This window comes from Actinomadura chokoriensis (genome assembly GCF_041463665.1).
Classification (GTDB): Bacteria; Actinomycetota; Actinomycetes; order Streptosporangiales; family Streptosporangiaceae; genus Spirillospora; species Spirillospora chokoriensis_A.
On sequence record NZ_JAXCEJ010000025.1, the window covers coordinates 42,008 to 58,093 of the forward strand.

Sequence of the window (16,086 nt, forward strand, 5' to 3'; positions counted from 1 at the left end):
CCGGCAGGTAGAGTGCATTTTCGAATGTGATTCTAGAAGCGTGTCGGCGGGACGCTCGCGCCCCGGGCGACGTGGGAGTGTGCGGATGAGCGCAAGCGGAAGCGGGTTCGGCGAGGCGACCGCCGTCGAGCGGGTGGACGACGGCCGCTACGAGGCCGTCCTGGACCCGGGCTACGGCATCCTCGGGGCCATCAACGGCGGCTACCTGATGGTCGTGCTCGCCCGCGCGGCCGTGGACGCCTCCCCGCACGCGCACCCGATCTCGACCGCGACGAACTTCCACCGGGTCGCGAAACCGGGCCCCGCGCAGGTGATCGTCGACTCCCGCAAGACGGGCCGCACGGCCGCGTCGGCGCTGGTCACGCTCGTCCAGGACGACCGTCCCGTCGTGGACGCGCTGATCACCACCGGCACGCTCGACACCGCCGCCGAGCCCATCTACGCGGGCCCGCCGCCCACACCGGTGCCGCCGCTGGAGGAGTGCACCGACCTCCGGCCGCCGACCGGCGGCAGCGGCTTCGCCGACCGCGTCGACATGCGCTTCGACCGCAGGACGATGGGCTGGCTCGACGGGACGCCGAGCGGCAGCCCCGAGATGCGCGCCTGGTTCCGGCACCGCGACGGCTACGAGATCGACGCCTTCTCCCTCGCCCTCGCCGTGGACGCGCTGCCGCCCGTCGCGCTGAACCTCGGCGCGCAGGGTTGGGCGCCGACCGTCGAGCTGACCTGGCACCTGCGGGCCGTCCCCGTGCCCGGCTGGCTCGCCGTCCACGGCACCGGCCGGCTCCTCGCGGACGGCTGGTTCGACGAGGAGGTCGAGGTGCGCGACACCACCGGCCGGCTCGTCGCGCAGAGCCGCCAGATCGCCCGCGTGCCCCGCACCGGCTCCTGAACCGACGACTTCGGCGTTTCGCGCCGGGGAACGACCGGATCACGCGCGAGGGGCGTGACCTGGACGATTTTCCGGCGCGTTACGGTGTGATGTCCGACGCATGACCCACCCGGGCGGGGCGGTGTCGCTTAGCCTTGTGCACCATGTCAGATCCATCCCGGGGGGACGGCCTCCCAGACGCTCCCATCGGGATCTTCGACAGCGGTTTCGGTGGGCTGACGGTGGCCCGCGCCATCCTCGACCAGCTCCCGAACGAGCCGATCGTCTACCTCGGCGACTCGGCCCGCCAGCCGTACGGGCCGCGCCCCATCGCGCAGGTCCGCGCCTTCGCCCTCGAAATGCTGGACCGGCTCGTCGACGAGGGCGTGAAGATGCTGGTGATCGCCTGCAACAGCGCCAGCTCGGCGATGCTGCGCGACGCCCGGGAACGGTACACGGTCCCCGTCGTGGAGGTCATCAACCCCGCCACCCGGCGGGCGGCCCGCGCCACGTCCAACGGGCGGGTCGGGCTGATCGCCACGCAGGCGACCGTGACCAGCCGCGCCTACGACGACGCGTTCGCCGCCGCCCCGCACATCGAGCTGGTCAGCGCCGCCTGCCCGCGCTTCGTCGAGTTCGTCGAGGCGGGCGTGACGATGGGCGGGGAACTGCTGGAGGCCGCCCGCGGCTACCTGCGCCCGATCGTGGACGCGGGCTGCGACACCCTCATCCTCGGATGCACCCACTACCCCCTTTTGACCGGCGTCATCTCGTATGTCGTGGGAGACGGGGTCACACTGGTGTCAAGCGCAGACGAGACCGCCAAGGACGTGTACCGAGTGCTGCACGACCGGGGACTGACCCGCGCCGAGGCGACGCCCCGGCCGCGGCACCGGTTCCGCGCCACCGGGGACCCCGCCGTGTTCGCCGAGCTCGGCCGCCGCTTCCTCGGACCGGAGATCGGCTCGGTGGAGACCACATTGGGCGAGGCCGTGTCGAACAAGGCACTGACCACCTGATTCCTCGGGGGACACGAAGGAGGAGTGAGCGTGCGGGTCACTGTGATCGGCTGCTCCGGCAGTTTCCCAGGGCCGGACAGCCCCGCGTCCAGCTACCTGATCGAGGCCGACGGTTACGCGCTCGTGCTCGATCTCGGCAACGGCGCGCTCGGGTCGCTGCAGCGGTTCCGCTCGATGTACGAGATCGACGCCGTCTGCATCTCGCACCTGCACGCCGACCACTGCCTGGACCTGTGCGGGTACTGGGTGGCGCGCACCTACCGCCCGGGCGGCCCGCCGCCGCGGATCCCGGTGCACGGTCCCGCCGACACCGCGGCCCGCATGGCCCGCGCGTACGACCTCGACCCCGAGCCGGGCATGTCGGAGACGTTCGACTTCCGGCACCTGCGCCGCGGCCCCTACGAGATCGGACCGTTCCGGGTGACGACCGCGCTGATGCCGCACCCGGTCGAGGCGTACGCGTTCCGCATCGAGCACGGCGGCAAGGCCCTCGCCTACTCGGGCGACACGGGGCCGTCCGACGAGCTGGTCGAGCTGGCGCGCGGCGCCGACCTGTTCCTGTGCGAGGCGTCCTTCCTGGACGGGCCCGGCCTGCCCTCCGAGCTGCACCTGACCGCCCGCGAGGCCGCCGAGCACGCCGCCCGCGCCGAGGTGGGAGGGCTCGTCCTCACGCACCTCGTCCCGTGGAACGACGCGGACCTCTCCCTCAAGGAGGCCAAGGCCACCGCCTATGACGGCGACATCGAGCTGGCCCGCGTGGGCGCCCGCTACACCCTCTGAGTCCCGCTAGGGTTGATTGCATGGCCCGCCCCGATGATCGCGCTTCAGACCAGCTCCGTCCCGTCAAGATCCAGCGCGGATGGCTCGACCACGCGGAGGGCTCGGTGCTCGTCGAGTTCGGCCGGACGCGCGTGCTGTGCGCGGCGTCCGTGCAGGCGTCGGTGCCGCGCTGGCGGCGCGACAGCGGCCTCGGCTGGGTCACCGCCGAGTACGCGATGCTGCCCCGCGCCACCAACACCCGCAACGACCGCGAGTCCGTCAAGGGCCGGGTCGGCGGGCGCACCCACGAGATCTCCCGGCTGATCGGCCGCTCGATCCGGGCGTGCCTCGACCTGAAGGCGCTCGGCGAGAACACCGTCCAGCTCGACTGCGACGTCCTGCAGGCCGACGGCGGCACCCGCACCGCCGCGATCACCGGCGCGTACGTCGCGCTCGCCGACGCGGTGGGCTGGATGGGGGAACGCAGGCTCCTCAAGGGCGACCCGCTGATCACCTCGGTGTCGGCGGTCAGCGTCGGCGTCGTGGACGGCGAGGCCCGCCTCGACCTCTGCTACGAGGAGGACTCCGCCGCCGGAACCGACATGAACGTCGTCTGCACCGGCGACGGCCGGTTCGTCGAAGTGCAGGGCACCGCCGAGGGCGCCCCGTTCGACCGCGCCGAGCTGGACGCGCTGCTCGACCTCGCCGCCGGCGGCTGCGCCGACCTGACCCGCCTCCAGAAGGAGGCCCTCGGCCGATGACCCGGATCGTCCTCGCCACCCACAACCAGGGCAAGGTCGCCGAACTCCACCGCATCCTCGGCTCCCTCGACGTCGTGGGCCTGGACGGCTTCCCGGGCGCCCCCGACGTGGCCGAGACCGAGTCGACCTTCGCGGGCAACGCGTTCCTGAAGGCCCGCGCGATCGCCGCGTTCACCGGCCTGCCCGCCGTCGCCGACGACTCCGGCCTGTGCGTGGACGCGCTGAACGGCATGCCCGGCATCCTGTCCGCGCGGTGGTCGGGCCGCTTCGGCGCGGCCACCGGCGACCGCGACGCCGCCAACCTTCAGCTGCTCCTCGACCAGCTGTCCGACGTCGCCGACGCCCACCGCGGCGCCGCCTTCGTGTGCGCCGCCGTCCTCGTCACCCCGGACGGCGGCGAGCACGCCGTCGAGGGCCGCATGCACGGCGCCGTCATCCGCGAACCGCGCGGCGCGGGCGGTTTCGGCTACGACCCGATCTTCGTCCCGGACGGCGAGACCCGCACGACCGCCGAGATGTCCGCCGCCGAGAAGGACGCCATCAGCCATCGCGGCAAGGCGTTCCGCGAGCTCGCGGCCCTCATCCCGGACGCCCTGGCGGCCGGCCGCCCCTGACCTCCCGCGACGGCGCGGGTCAGCGGCGCTTGTGCAGGCGCACGAAGGTGCCGTCCCAGCCGGCCCGCAGTTCCATCAGGTCGACCAGGAGCCGGACGGTCCAGAGGCCGAACCCGTTCTGGAGCGCCGACTCCGGCGGGACGAAGCCGACGAGCGGGCCGGGGCCGGGACGCCAGAACCCGTGGTCGGCGACCTCGCAGATCAGGTCGGGGCCGTCCTGCCAGACCCAGAGGCCGATGGGCGGGGTGCCGTGCTGCAGCGCGTTCGCCGCGACCTCGTTCACGGCGGTGACGAGGTTCTGCGCCGACTGCTCGCAGAGGCCGTGCCGGGCCGCCCGTTCGGCGACGAACGCCCGCAGGGCGTGCAGGTCGGCGCCGTCGATGGGCAGGTACCCGGCGTCGTCCGGACGGTCGAAGCGCAGCTCGCGGTCGCAGCCGGAGCCGAACACCACCGGGTCGATGTACTCGTCGTTCGCGCCGTCGCGGCCGGGGGGCACCAGCAGCGGGTGCGTGCGCCGCGCCCCCGCGAGGACGCCGTCCGGCAGCGTCGAGGCGTCGTAAGAGCACAGGGCGCGCGCGTCGGCGTCCCTGAACACGACGTTGATGAGGGACTCGTACCGGATCCACTCCAGGGTCTGCCGCTCGTCGCGTCCCTCCCAGACCGGTTCGGCGACCGCGCACAAGCTGCGCGGGGCCGTGTCCTTCATGATGGTCTGGTAGTCGCGCAGGGTGTGGACGGGATGCCGGTAGAAGCCCGCGGAGTCGACGTAGATGATGTCGCCCTCCCCGAACGTGTCGCGCAGCGCGGTCAGGTTGGGTTCGCGTACCACCGCGACGACGGCCTGGCCGCTTTCCAGGCCGGACCGCAGGAACGGCACCGTGACCGCCAGGAAGTCGTCGGCGCCGGCGTACATGAACGCGCTGTGCTCCAGTGCCATCAGGCGGGGCCCTCCGTCTCCTGGAGGCCCAGTGCCGCGCCGGGGGTGAGGCCCGGCAGCCGGTCCCAGCCGACCGTCTCGATGACGCTCTGCACGTTCGGCCGGAGATGGTCGAGGACGAGCGACCCGTCGGCGGGCAGCCGGATGGCGTGCCGCGCCAGCAGGTTGAGCCCGCCGAGGTCGATGAAGCCGAGCCGGGACAGGTCGAGGTGGACGCTGCCGCGCAGCGCGACCAGCCGGGCGAGGTTCTCGGCGACCACCGTGTGCCGGGCGGCGTCCAGCTCCCCCTCGATCCGCAGCCCGGCCGGCTCGAAGGTGCGCACGATCTTCAGGATCCCGTCGTCGAATTCGGGGTTCACTTCCACGAGGACCTCGTGTGTGTCGCGGAGGGCGATGAGCTGGTCGGGCGGGCACGCGCGGCGGTCGATCTGGCAGATCGCCATCGCCATCGTGCTCGGCGAGACGGCGTCGTCGACCCGGTGCTCGCAGCCCAGCATCCGGTTGAGGTCGGCGCGTCCGGGCTCGCGCAGCAGCCAGCTGTAGTCGGTGGTGACGCGCGCCGCGCGGAAACCCTGGCCGAACGCTGCGCCGACCTCCCGCTCGATGGTGTCGAGCATTTTGGCGGGGGCGAAGGCGCCGGCCGTGTCGAGGCAGGAGTCCCGCCGGGAGACGACGCGCAGCCGGCCCGACCTGACGCACTCGTCCACGTCGATGCCGCGGCCGAGCCCGGGGAGGCGTTCGGCGGGGAGGTCGGTGACGTAGACGACCTTCTCCTCGGTCTGCAGGCCCTCCCGGACGAAGGGCCCGATGACCCGGTCGCGCTCCTCGGGGCCGTTGTAAGCCAGCCAGCCGTGGTCTCCGGGCCGGACGGCGCTGACGGCGCGCTCGGCGAACCAGGGTGTCTCCATGGCCTGCCCATCGGGTTCTCAGCGGATCCGTTCAGCGTACGCCGCCGGAGAGGTTTTGGAAGCCCAACGCACGGAGTTCCTCACCCTCCGTCCATGCGGGCAGGTCCGGGGCGGCCGCCCGTCCCTCACCGGACGCGGGATCGGGGCGAGCGGTACAGGACGGCGCGGAGCCCCGGTGCGAGGTGCCGGATTAATTCATCGTGCGTCATCGACGCGACGGGTTCCACGCCGATGATGTAGCGGGCGAAGATGAGCCCGGCGAGCTGCGTGCCGAACGCCCCGGCCCGCGCGCTCGCCCCCGGTCCGCCGACGTGGTCGGCGATGCGGCCGATGATCTCCCGTTCGAGGAGGTCGCGCACCAGCCGGGTGAGCTCGGGATCCTGCACCGCCGCCCGCACCATCAGCACGAGCCGCGCGCCGCCCGCCGGGTCGTCCCACGCGGCCAGCAGCGCCCGCAGGACGCGTTCGGGCAGCGTGGCGGGGTCACCGGGCAGCGCGCCGGCGAGGACCTCGGGCGGGTTGGCGATCAGGCCGAGCACCGCGCCGAACAGTCCCTTCTTCGACCCGAAGAAGTAGCTGATCAGCGCTGCGTCGACGCCCGCCTCCGCGGCGATGGACCGCATCGTGACCGGCCCGTAGCCGTCGGCGAGGAAGCGGCGGCGGGCCACCGCGAGGATCGCCTCGCGGGTGTCGGGGCTGCCGCGCCGGCGGCCGCGCGGCCCCGCCCCCGGTTTATTCATCATGATTGAAATATAGGCCGGGCGGGAGCGAGATTCGAGGCATGAAGACGACCATCCCGGAGGGCCCGGGCACCGTCCACCGCGCGGTGCTGCCGGCCGTGATGCTCTCCCTCGCCACCGTCGTGTCGGCCGTGGCGTCCCTCAACACCGCGGTGCCGTCCATCGCCCGCGACACCCGCGCCGGGCTCACCGAGCTGGCCTGGATCATCGACGCGTACGCGCTGGTCTTCGCCGCGCTGCTGCTGCTCGGCGGCGCCATCGGCGACCGGTACGGGCGCCGCCGCGCGCTCACCGCCGGGCTGGTGATCTTCGGTGCTGGCTCGGCCGCCGCCGCGCTCGCCGGCGACCCGAACTGGCTGATCGCGATGCGCGGCGTCCTCGGCGCCGGCGCCGCGCTGGTGATGCCGGCGACGCTGTCCACGATCACCGCAACGTTCCCGGAGGCGCAGCGCACCCGCGCGGTCGGCGCCTGGGCGGGCGTCGCCGGCGCGTCCGCGATCTTCGGGCTGCTGGTGTCCGGCGGCCTGCTGGAGGTGTGGTCCTGGCGGTCGGTGTTCTGGATGAACGTCGTCCTCGCGGTGGTCGCGCTGGTCGTGACGCTCGCGGTGGTCCCCGAGTCCGCCGACCCGGACGCCCCCAGGCTGGACGTGACCGGCGCCGCGATCACCGTCGCGGGGCTCGGCGCGGGCGTCTACTCGATCATCGAGGCGCCGAACGAGGGCTGGGGCAGCGCCCGGACCCTGCTCGGCCTCGCCGCCGCGCTCGTCATCCTCGCCGGGTTCGTCGTCTGGGAGCTGAAGCGGCCGAATCCGCTGCTCGACCCGCGGCTGTTCCGCATCCGCGCGTTCTCCGCCGGCGCGTTCTCGCTCACCCTCCAGTTCTTCGCCTTCTTCGGCTTCGTCTTCATCGTCCTGCAGTACCTGCAACTGGTGAAGGGCGACAGCGCGCTCGTCGGGGCGCTGAGCCTGGTGCCGATGGCGCTCGCGATGATGCCGACCGCCCGCGTCATCGCGCCCAGGCTGACCGCCAAGCTCGGCCCGCGCCGCGTCATCACGGCGGGCCTGCTGCTGGTCAGCGTCGCGATGCTGGTCTTCTCCCTGCTGGACGAGGGCAGCTCCTACTGGCTGCTGCTCGCCGGGCTGATCCCGCTCGGCTCCGGCATGGGCCTCGCCATGACGCCCGCGACCGCGTCCGTCACCGACGCGCTGCCGCCGGAGAAGCAGGGCGTGGGCTCGGCGATGAACGACCTGGCACGCGAACTCGGCGGCGCGCTCGGGATCGCCGTCCTCGGCAGCCTCCTGCAGTCGGTCTACCGCGCGAACCTGGACCCGGCCGGGCTGCCCGGCCCGGCCGCGCAGCAGGCGAGGGAGTCGCTCGCGGCGGCGGCGCGGCTCGGCCCCGAGGTCGCCGAGCAGGCGCGGACGGCGTTCGGCGACGGCGTCCAGGCCGCGTTCCTCACCGCCTCCATCGCGCTCGCCGTCACGGCCGTCGCCGTCGCGGCCCTGTACCGCGCGCCGCGCCGGGCGGCCGCCGATTCCGCTCCCGCGGCCGCGGATCAAGCCGATAAGCTGAACGCGCTCCCCGAGGGAAGCACCGGCGGGCGTGGCGAAATCAGGTATACGCGGCAGGTTTAGGTCCTGCTGGTGGAGACACCGTGGGGGTTCGAATCCCCCCGCCCGCACGGACGAGCCCGCACCCGGCCCGCGCGCGACGCGCGGGCCGAGGCGCCTGCTAGACCCCGAGGTCGCGGCGGAGCCGCTCCACGTGGCCCGTCGCCTTCACGTTGTAGTACGCCTTCTCGATCTTGCCTTCGGCGTCGATGATGAAGGTGGACCTGATGACGCCGACGACGACCTTCCCGTACAGCTTCTTCTCGCCGTACGCGCCGTACTCCCGCAGGACCTCGGCGTCCGGGTCGGACAGGAGCGGGAACGTCAGCCCCTCCTTCTCCCGGAACTTCGCGAGCTTCGCCGGCTTGTCGGGGGAGACGCCGACGACGGTGACGCCGGCGGCCTCCAGTTCGGCCAGGCTGCCCTCGAAGTCGACGGACTCCTTGGTGCAGCCGGGGGTCATGGCCGCGGGGTAGAAGTAGAGGATCACGCGCCTGCCGCGCAGCGAGGCCAGCGACACCGCGGCCCCGTCCGCGTCGGGAAGCTCGAAATCGGGGGCGACGTCGCCCGGCTGCAGCCGCTCGGACACCCTGACCCGCCTTTCGCTCGGATGGTGGAACCAACCGTACCGGCCGGGGTTGGCCGGGCGTCCCGGGGCCAGACCTGCCACACTGTTCGGATCATGCTTCGCTCGCGGTTCCGCCCCGCCGCGAGTTCGCCCGACACGATAAGGACACGGCATGGCTGACAGGTTCAGCGACCCGGAGGAGCTGGAACGCTATATCGAGCGCACCCGCAAGGACCTGGCGCGCAATGTCGACGAGCTCGCTGACCGGGTCAACCCGAAGAACGTCGCGCACCGGGGCGTCGAGCGGCTGAAGGAGGAGGCCGACCACGTCGCCAAGGCCATCGGCGGGCTGATGCGGCCGTCCGGCGAGGATGACGACGGTCAGGGCGGCGGCATCGACAGGCGGCTCGTGCTCGCGGGCGTCGGCGCCGCGGTCACCGTGACCGCCCTGGTCCTCTGGAACCGCAGGCGCAGGCGCCGCTGAGGCCCGTCCTGGAGGCGCCGGTCCGCGGTCCGCGGCCGGCGCCTTCGCGTGCCGGGAGGGCGCCCGCCCGGACGGAGCGGGCCAGCAGCCCGGCGACGTCGCGCAGCTCGGCGAGCTCGGCGCGGCAGGGCGGGCAGCCGCGCAGGTGCGCCGACAGCTCGGCGGCCTCGGCGCCGGCGAGCCGCCCGATGGCGTAGACGCCGAGCCCCACCCGGTACGCCCCGCAGTCCGTTCCTCCCACGTCATGCAGTACGGGGACGGCGGCCCGCCCCGTTCAGCCGAACTGGGGGAGATGGTCGCGGTGGGCGGCGAGCCCCTCGTCCAGGATCTTCTCGGCGGTGTGCTTGCTCCGGACGAACGGGTGCGCCATGAGCGCCTGCAGCGCCGTCCGGCGGTCGCCGGTGACGGCGGCCTCGGACGCGAGCCGCTCGTAACCGTGGATCGCCTGGGTGAGGCCGCGCACCGGGCCGGGCAGCGGGCCCATCGTCAGCGGGACGGGCCCGGACCGTCCGACCAGGGACGGGACCTCCACGATCGCGTCGGCGTCCAGCGAGGCGATCGCCCCGTTGTTCCGCGTGTTGACGATCATCCGGCGCCCCTCGTCGCGGTGCAGGGCGCAGATGACGTCGACGGCGAACTCGCCGTGCTCGCCGCCGCCGCGCTCCCGGGACGGGTCGGGATCGGCCTTCCCCGCCTCGGCGGTGACCTGCTCGTAGTAGCCGGGCAGCATGACGAGGATGTCCTGCGCGCGGGTCGTGTCCTTCGCCCGCAGCTCCGCCACGACCTCGTCGTGGAAGAAGTAGTACTTCGAGTACGAGTTCGGCAGGAACCCGAGCGTCTTGGCGAGTTCCGCCATCCGGGACGGGTCGCGCCACGGCGTCGCCCCGCCGCCGGGGACCTCCAGGTCCTCCAGCAGGAGCGGGACGTCGAGTTCCCGCCCGTCGAGCCGGAGCCGCTGCGCCCAGGTGGCGTGGTTGAGGCCGATCCAGTCGGCCTCCAGCCCCTCGGACGGCAACCCCAGCAGGCCGGCCCACATCTCGGTGTCGCCGATGGCCTGGTCGCACAGCCCGATGATCCGCGCGCCGGTGTGCCGGGCCACGGCGTCGGTGACCACGCTCGTCGGATTCGTGTAGTTGACGATCCAGGCGCCCGCGTCGGCCTCGGCCGCGATGTCCAGCAGGACGGGCACCGACCGCAGCGCCATCAGGAACCCGCCGGGCCCGGCCGTCTCCTGCCCGACGACGCCGTGCCGCAGCGGGATCGACTCGTCCAGATGCCGCGCCGCGAGACCGCCGGGACGGAACGTCGTGAAGACGTAGGACGCGCCGTCCAACGCCGCCTTGAGAGCGGTGTGCGACGACACGGTGAACGCGGCGCCGCGCGCGGCGAACATGTTCCGCGCGAGCCGCGCCATGACCTCCAGGTGCGCGGTGTCGGTGTCGTAGCAGGCCAGCTCAGCCCCGGCGAGGTCGTCGGCGCGGTGCAGCAGCCCGCGGACGATCCCCGGCATGTAGCCGCTGCCGGCCCCGACGATCGCGATCTTCACCGCGGTTCCAGGTCGGGCTGCGTCGCGGTGAAGCGGGCCAGGACCGTGGCCCGGACGATCTGCGTCTCCGGCTCCAGGTCGATCGGCTCCGGTTCCCCGGCCTCGGCCGCCCCCGGCGCGTACGCGGCGGCGAGCGCGACCGGCGCCTCCGGCGTGCGGTGCAGCCCCTCGTCCGACAGCTCCACCAGGCCGGTGAGCCGGGCCCCGAGCGCCTCGGCGTAACTGCGGGCCCGCGCGACGGCCTCGTGCGCCGCCTGCCGCGCGGCCCGCCCGTACACCTCGCTGTCGCGCCGCAGCTCCCAGTCGGGGCCGTCGACGTACGTCCGCTCCAGGTCGCCGAGCCGGGCGACCAGCTCGCCGAGCACCCCGAAGTCCACGACCGCGATCTTGATCCAGACGGTGCCGCGGTAGCCGCGGACGTCGCCCTCGCGGCGCCGGTACTTCAGCACCGGCATGATCGACAGCCCGCCCGTCTCCACCCTCTCCACGGCGTCGCCGTAGGACTCGACCAGGTCGAGGCAGCGCCGGTTCCGCTCGGTGAGCCGGTCCAGCGCGGCGCGCCGGTCGGACTCCTGCGACTGGACGTGCACCGACAGCCGCGCGATCTCCGGCTCGGCCTCCAGCACCGCCTCGCCGCGCACACAGATCAGGGGAGCCTCGCTCATGAGGCCCAACCTACGCGCTACAGGAACGTTTTTCCCTCGCCCCGGTACGTGGGGACGGTGCGGACGTGGTGGCCGTCATCGATGAGGTGCAGGGCGTCGAAGCGTTCGCACAGCTCCCCGGCCTTGGTGTGGCGGAACCAGACGCGGTCGCCGAGGGCCAGCAGGTCGGCGGCGCGGCCGAGCAGCGGCGTCTGCACCTCGCCGGCGCCCTCGTTGGGGTCGTAGGACAGCCCGGTCGGCAGGTACGGCTGGGGGAGGCGCACCGCGTCGGCCGGGCCGGACGCCAGGTAGCCGCCGCCGAGGCACGTCACGGCGCCGGGGCCGGGCCGCCGGACGACGGGCAGCGCGAACAGCGCGGCGGGACGTCCGCTGAAGTTGGAGTACTGGTCGAACAGGTGCGGCTGGTAGAGGCCCGAGCCCGCCGCGACCTCGGTGACGGCGCGCTCGGCGGCGGTCTTCTCGACGCTGCCGGTGCCGCCGCCGTTGACGAACTCCAGGTCCGTCAGCTCCCGGACGGCCCGGACGATCGCGGCGCGCCGCCGGGCCAGCTCCAGCCGGGACTGCCGCTGCATGGCGCGGATGACGCGGCCCCGCGCGGGGCGTCCGGGCGGGACGTCCCCGACCCCGGCGATCTGCGACTCGTAGGCCATCAGCCCGACAAGGTCTAGGGAGGGCCGCTTGAGGATGCGCTCGGCGAACGCGCAGACCTCGGCGGCGGTGCGCAGTGGGGAGCGCAGCGCACCGATCCGGACCCGCCCGCCGAGGGGACGGTAGGAGGCGTCGATGTCGATGCAGACCCGGATCCTGCGGTCCCCGGCGGCGTCCTCGATCAGCGCGAGGTGCTCGGGGGAGTCGACCATCAGCGTGATGGCGCGGGCGGCCGCGGGATCTTCGGCGAGCGCGGCGACGGCCGTGCGGTCGGCGGTCGGGTAGGCGACGAGGATGTCGTCGCTGACGCGTTGCTCGGCCAGCCACAGCGCCTCGGGCAGCGTGAACGCCATGATCCCGGCGAACCCGTCCATCGCGAGGACGTCCTCCAGGAGGGCCCGGCAGCGCACCGACTTGCTCGCGACGCGGATCGGCTTGCCGGCCGCGCGGCGCACGAGGCCGGCGGCGTTGGCGCGGAAGGCCGCCAGGTCGACGACGGCGAACGGCGCCTCGATCCCGGCCGTCGCGGCGTCATAGCGGTCCCGGAGGTTCATGCTCGTCAGACTGCCATATCGGGACCTAATGTGAAAAGCTCTCACGTACCGCCGCGGGGATGGGACGCGAAGAAGTCCCAGAGCATGGGCCCGGCCTCATCCGGCCACTCGTGCCTGCCACCCTGGATCTTGCAGAAGGTCACCGCGACGCCCCGCGCCCCCTTGCCCGTGCTCGCGCAACTGGTGTCCTTGCCCAGCGCCTTCACCTGCTGGCGGGGTTCGGGCAGGTCGCCGACCTTGCGCCAGAAGTCCACGGCCTTGGACACCGGCGGGAACGGGCGCTTGTCGTTGAAGTCGCGGTCGCCGCCGCCGGCGAACGGGACGTTCCCGTCCGCCGTCCCGTGGAAGATCATCGCAGAGACCGGGCGGCCGGGATCGCAGTGCGTCACCAGCGCCCCCTCGACGACCCCGATCGCCGCGACCTTGTCGGGCTTCTCGCAGGCCATCCGGTACGCCATGCCCGCGCCGTTGGAGAACCCGGTGACGTAGACCCGCTTCGGATCGGCCAGCCCCGCGTCGGTGATCTTGTCGATCAGCTTGGTCAGGAAGCCGACGTCGTCGATGTTCCCCATCTTCGCGGCGCCGCAGCAGTCGCCCGCGTTCCACGTGGTCATGAAGCCGTCCGGATACGCGACGAGGAAGCCGTGCTCGTCCGACAGCTTGTCGAAGCCGGTGAGGTCGCGCATCTTGCCCATGTTGGCGAGCCCGCCGTGCAGGGCGATGACCAGCGGGGGCGGGTCGGCGGGCTTGCCGTCCTTCCAGTCGCCGCCCGACACCTTGGACGGTACGTGCAGCAGGAACTCGCGGTGCCCGAACGTCCCCACGTCCATCTTCTGCTTGTGCGTGCCCGCGGACGTGGGGATGCCGCCCACCTTCGCCGGACGCTTGCCGTCCTCGCCCTTCTCGCCGGTCTTGCCCGGCTCTTCGGTACATCCCGCGAGGACGAGGGTGACCGCCATGACCACGAGCAGGATTCGCCGCATGCTGGCAAAGCTAACCTCAACGGACGCCCTCAAACTACTCACCGGTAAATGAAGACCTCCGGCGCGGTCACGGGAAAGACCGGCGGTGCGGTGCGGCGGTCGGCGTAAGCTCGTAGGGACCCCGTCTGACCTGCCGCGTCGCGATAAAGAGTGAGACTTTTGAACGAATTCGTCCTGACCCTGTCCTGCCCGGACCGGCCCGGCATCGTCGCCGCGGTCTCGGGGCTGCTGGCCGAGCGCGGGTGCAACATCGTGGAGAGCCAGCAGTTCGGGGACGGCGAGTCCGGCACGTTCTTCATGCGGGTGCAGTTCGCGGCCCTGGACGGCACCGACCCCGACGAGCTGCGCGGCGCGTTCGCGTCGCTGGCGCCCGAGCTCGGCCTGCAGTGGCGGCTGCACGCGCTCGCCGAGCGCCCGCGCGTCCTGATCATGGTGTCGAAGGGCGGGCACTGCCTGAACGACCTGCTGTACCGGACGCGGTCGGGGCTCCTCGACATCGACATCGTCGCCGTCGCGTCCAACCACCCCGACCTGCGGCCCCTCACCCAGTCGTACGGGATCGACTACCACCATCTGCCGGTCGGGCCCGGCGGCAAGTCCGCGCAGGAGGCGGAGATCCTGACGCTGGTCGAGCACTACCGCGCCGACCTCGTCGTCCTCGCCCGGTACATGCAGATCCTGTCCGACGACTTCTGCGCCAAGCTGCCCGGCGCGATCATCAACATCCACCACTCGTTCCTGCCGAGCTTCAAGGGCGCCCGCCCCTACCACCAGGCGCACGCGCGCGGCGTGAAGCTGATCGGCGCGACCGCGCACTACGTCACCGCCGACCTGGACGAGGGGCCGATCATCGAGCAGGAGGTCGCGCGCGTCGACCACACCCACAGCCCGGAGGAGCTGGTGGCGGTGGGGCGCGACGTCGAGTGCCTCGCGCTCGCCCGCGCCGTCCGCTGGCATGCCGAGCACCGCGTGCTGCTCAACGGCGACCGGACGGTCGTCTTCCGCTGACCTGCGGTTTTCCGTGAGATGTCGGCACGGCGTGTTTCACTCCGAGTGACATTGACGCACCATGGGTGACGACGTCGGACGCTCACGGGGGTGGCGATGGCCGAAGCGCTGGTCCAGGACCTGATCGAGGAGGAGCGGGGCAGGCGGGAGGCGCGGCGGCTGGCCGTCCGCGCGTTCCGGCCGCGCCGGGCGGTGGCGGGGTTCGTCGCGGCGCTGCTGGTCACGGTCGCGGCGGGGGTGACCGCGATCGAGCTGCTGGCCGCCGCGCTGGGGTCCGCCGTCCATCCGGTCCCGGGCGTGACCACGCTGCTGGACGTCCTGCGCCGGCACGCGTGGAGCGACCCGGCCGTCCTGGCCGTGACGGGCGCGGTCGCCGTCATCGGGGCCGCGTTGCTGGTCGCGGCGCTGCCCGGCCGGCTGCGCGGGGTGCCGCTGGACGGGTCCGACCCGCGCCAGGCCGGCCTCATCGGGCGGGCCGCGCTGCGCCGCACGGTCGCGGACGCGGTGCTGGAGGTCCCCGGGATCGAGCGCGCCCGCGTCCGGGGCCTCGGGATCCTGCGGCGGGGCCTGGTCGTCCGGGCCGGGACCCATTACCGCAACCCGTCGAACCTGGCGGAGCTGGTCCGGGCCGCCGTCGACGCGCGCCTGGACCGGATCGAGCCGATGCACCGGCCGCCGGTCGACGTCCGGCTCGGCTGGCGGAAGGACTGATGATGCGGATCGCGATCGCGGTGACCGGGGTGGTGCTGCTGCTGGCCGGGGCGTCCGCCGCCGCCGTCGGGCTGGGCGCGGCAGACGTGTTCGGCGCCCTGTCGGTGAGGCCGGTCTTCGACCCGGCGCTGGTGCGCTTCGCGGGCGGCACGGGCTGGTTCCTGCCGTCCGCTGCGGGCGTCGCCGAGCTGCTGGCCCTCGCCGGTCAGCTCTGGCTCGTCATGCAGGTGCGGGTGCTCGTCCACCGGCGGTGGCCCGACCTCGACGCGGAGACCCGCGTCCGGGCGCACGGCGCCGCCGCCGATCTCGACCGGGACGCGCGCTCGCTGCCCGGCGTCGAGGACGTCCGGGTCCGCCTCACCGGCACGGCCGGCAGGCCGCGCCTCCTGCTGAACGTCTCCTGCGCGGGCGACGCGCTGGTGGGCGAGCTTTACGGGGAGCTGGGCGCGGGCCTGGTCGAGCGCTACCGGCACGCGGTCGGGATGCCCGAGCTTCCAGTGGTGATCCGCTTCCGCCCGGTCCTTCCCCGCCCGCGCCCGCGCCGCCGGAGCCCGCAGCCCGAAACCGCCTGACGGCCGCCCGGCGCCGGGGCACATGGCGCCGGGCGGCCGGGCTCTGCGGCCGTGACGGCGGCGGCCCCGCAGGAGGCGAGTGGGAGGCGCGTGGGAGGACGCGGCGGGAGGAGCGGCGCCCGTCCCGG

19 protein-coding genes and 1 tRNA gene are annotated in these 16,086 nt (G+C 73.3%); 11 read left to right on the forward strand and 9 right to left on the reverse strand.

Annotated elements, in window-relative coordinates; genetic code table 11:
- Positions 1-85: 85 nt before the first annotated feature.
- From SM418_RS30615 to rdgB, 5 genes are all read left to right on the forward strand, one after another.
- Positions 86-892, forward strand: coding sequence for a thioesterase family protein (locus tag SM418_RS30615; protein ID WP_371944726.1), 807 nt, complete (start codon positions 86-88; stop codon positions 890-892).
- Between the two features lie 143 nt (positions 893-1,035).
- A complete protein-coding gene (gene murI / locus SM418_RS30620; protein ID WP_371944728.1) occupies positions 1,036-1,890 on the forward strand; it encodes a glutamate racemase in 855 nt (284 codons plus the stop codon).
- Positions 1,891-1,920: 30 nt separating this feature from the next.
- The gene (locus SM418_RS30625; protein ID WP_371944729.1) at positions 1,921-2,670 is read left to right on the forward strand and encodes an MBL fold metallo-hydrolase; all 750 of its coding nucleotides are present in this window, start codon (positions 1,921-1,923) and stop codon (positions 2,668-2,670) included.
- Between the two features lie 20 nt (positions 2,671-2,690).
- Positions 2,691-3,410, forward strand: a complete 720-nt coding sequence (rph, locus tag SM418_RS30630; RefSeq protein WP_371944730.1) for a ribonuclease PH — start codon at positions 2,691-2,693, stop codon at positions 3,408-3,410.
- Positions 3,407-4,024, forward strand: a complete 618-nt coding sequence (gene rdgB, locus SM418_RS30635; protein ID WP_371944731.1) for an RdgB/HAM1 family non-canonical purine NTP pyrophosphatase — start codon at positions 3,407-3,409, stop codon at positions 4,022-4,024. The genes rph and rdgB overlap by 4 nt, the downstream gene beginning before the upstream one ends.
- Before the next feature lie 19 nt (positions 4,025-4,043).
- Here rdgB and SM418_RS30640 read toward each other — a convergent pair whose 3' ends face one another.
- From SM418_RS30640 to SM418_RS30650, 3 genes are all read right to left on the reverse strand, one after another.
- On the reverse strand, positions 4,044-4,961 hold the full coding sequence (locus tag SM418_RS30640; protein WP_371944732.1) for an anti-sigma factor RsbA family regulatory protein: 918 nt from the start codon (positions 4,959-4,961) through the stop codon (positions 4,044-4,046).
- Positions 4,961-5,869: an MEDS and STAS domain-containing protein gene (locus tag SM418_RS30645; RefSeq protein WP_371944733.1), complete on the reverse strand. Its 909-nt coding sequence runs from the start codon at positions 5,867-5,869 to the stop codon at positions 4,961-4,963. The genes SM418_RS30640 and SM418_RS30645 overlap by 1 nt, the downstream gene beginning before the upstream one ends.
- 125 nt (positions 5,870-5,994) lie before the next feature.
- Positions 5,995-6,612, reverse strand: coding sequence for a TetR/AcrR family transcriptional regulator (locus SM418_RS30650; protein ID WP_371944735.1), 618 nt, complete (start codon positions 6,610-6,612; stop codon positions 5,995-5,997).
- Positions 6,613-6,650: 38 nt separating this feature from the next.
- Here SM418_RS30650 and SM418_RS30655 point away from each other — a divergent pair, with 38 nt between their 5' ends.
- Both SM418_RS30655 and SM418_RS30660 read left to right on the forward strand, forming a co-directional pair.
- Positions 6,651-8,243, forward strand: a complete 1,593-nt coding sequence (locus SM418_RS30655) for an MFS transporter (RefSeq protein ID WP_371944736.1) — start codon at positions 6,651-6,653, stop codon at positions 8,241-8,243.
- Positions 8,206-8,290, forward strand: a tRNA-Leu gene (locus SM418_RS30660). Before SM418_RS30655 ends, SM418_RS30660 begins: the two co-directional genes overlap by 38 nt.
- Positions 8,291-8,340: 50 nt before the next feature.
- Here SM418_RS30660 and bcp read toward each other — a convergent pair.
- Positions 8,341-8,808 (reverse strand): thioredoxin-dependent thiol peroxidase, encoded by a 468-nt coding sequence (bcp, locus tag SM418_RS30665; RefSeq protein WP_371944737.1) that lies wholly within the window; start codon positions 8,806-8,808, stop codon positions 8,341-8,343.
- Between the two features lie 151 nt (positions 8,809-8,959).
- Here bcp and SM418_RS30670 point away from each other — a divergent pair, with 151 nt between their 5' ends.
- Positions 8,960-9,271 carry a DUF3618 domain-containing protein gene (locus tag SM418_RS30670; protein ID WP_371944738.1) on the forward strand — a complete coding sequence of 104 codons (312 nt, stop codon included), beginning with the start codon at positions 8,960-8,962 and terminating at the stop codon, positions 9,269-9,271.
- Here SM418_RS30670 and SM418_RS30675 read toward each other — a convergent pair.
- From SM418_RS30675 to SM418_RS30695, 5 genes are read right to left on the reverse strand one after another with little or no spacing between them, the layout of a single operon-like run.
- Complete coding sequence (locus tag SM418_RS30675; protein WP_371944739.1) at positions 9,222-9,512, reverse strand: anti-sigma factor family protein; 291 nt, start codon at positions 9,510-9,512, stop codon at positions 9,222-9,224. The genes SM418_RS30670 and SM418_RS30675 overlap by 50 nt on opposite strands.
- 33 nt (positions 9,513-9,545) lie before the next feature.
- On the reverse strand, positions 9,546-10,817 hold the full coding sequence (locus tag SM418_RS30680; RefSeq protein ID WP_371944741.1) for a family 4 glycosyl hydrolase: 1,272 nt from the start codon (positions 10,815-10,817) through the stop codon (positions 9,546-9,548).
- Positions 10,814-11,482: an SIMPL domain-containing protein gene (locus SM418_RS30685; protein ID WP_371944743.1), complete on the reverse strand. Its 669-nt coding sequence runs from the start codon at positions 11,480-11,482 to the stop codon at positions 10,814-10,816. Before SM418_RS30685 ends, SM418_RS30680 begins: the two co-directional genes overlap by 4 nt.
- A 17-nt stretch (positions 11,483-11,499) precedes the next feature.
- Positions 11,500-12,684, reverse strand: a complete 1,185-nt coding sequence (locus tag SM418_RS30690) for an amino acid deaminase/aldolase (protein WP_371944745.1) — start codon at positions 12,682-12,684, stop codon at positions 11,500-11,502.
- 41 nt (positions 12,685-12,725) lie between these two features.
- Complete coding sequence (locus SM418_RS30695) at positions 12,726-13,667, reverse strand: CE1 family esterase (protein WP_371944747.1); 942 nt, start codon at positions 13,665-13,667, stop codon at positions 12,726-12,728.
- A 159-nt stretch (positions 13,668-13,826) separates the two neighbouring features.
- On the opposite strand from SM418_RS30695, the gene purU reads away from it, so the two are divergent.
- The 3 genes from purU to SM418_RS30710 all read left to right on the forward strand — a co-directional run bounded on the left by purU (position 13,827) and on the right by SM418_RS30710 (position 15,958).
- A complete protein-coding gene (purU, locus tag SM418_RS30700; RefSeq protein WP_371944749.1) occupies positions 13,827-14,675 on the forward strand; it encodes a formyltetrahydrofolate deformylase in 849 nt (282 codons plus the stop codon).
- Positions 14,676-14,771: 96 nt separating this feature from the next.
- Positions 14,772-15,386, forward strand: coding sequence for a DUF6286 domain-containing protein (locus SM418_RS30705; protein WP_371944751.1), 615 nt, complete (start codon positions 14,772-14,774; stop codon positions 15,384-15,386).
- A complete protein-coding gene (locus SM418_RS30710) occupies positions 15,386-15,958 on the forward strand; it encodes a hypothetical protein (RefSeq protein ID WP_371944753.1) in 573 nt (190 codons plus the stop codon). The genes SM418_RS30705 and SM418_RS30710 overlap by 1 nt, the downstream gene beginning before the upstream one ends.
- Positions 15,959-16,086: the final 128 nt, after the last annotated feature.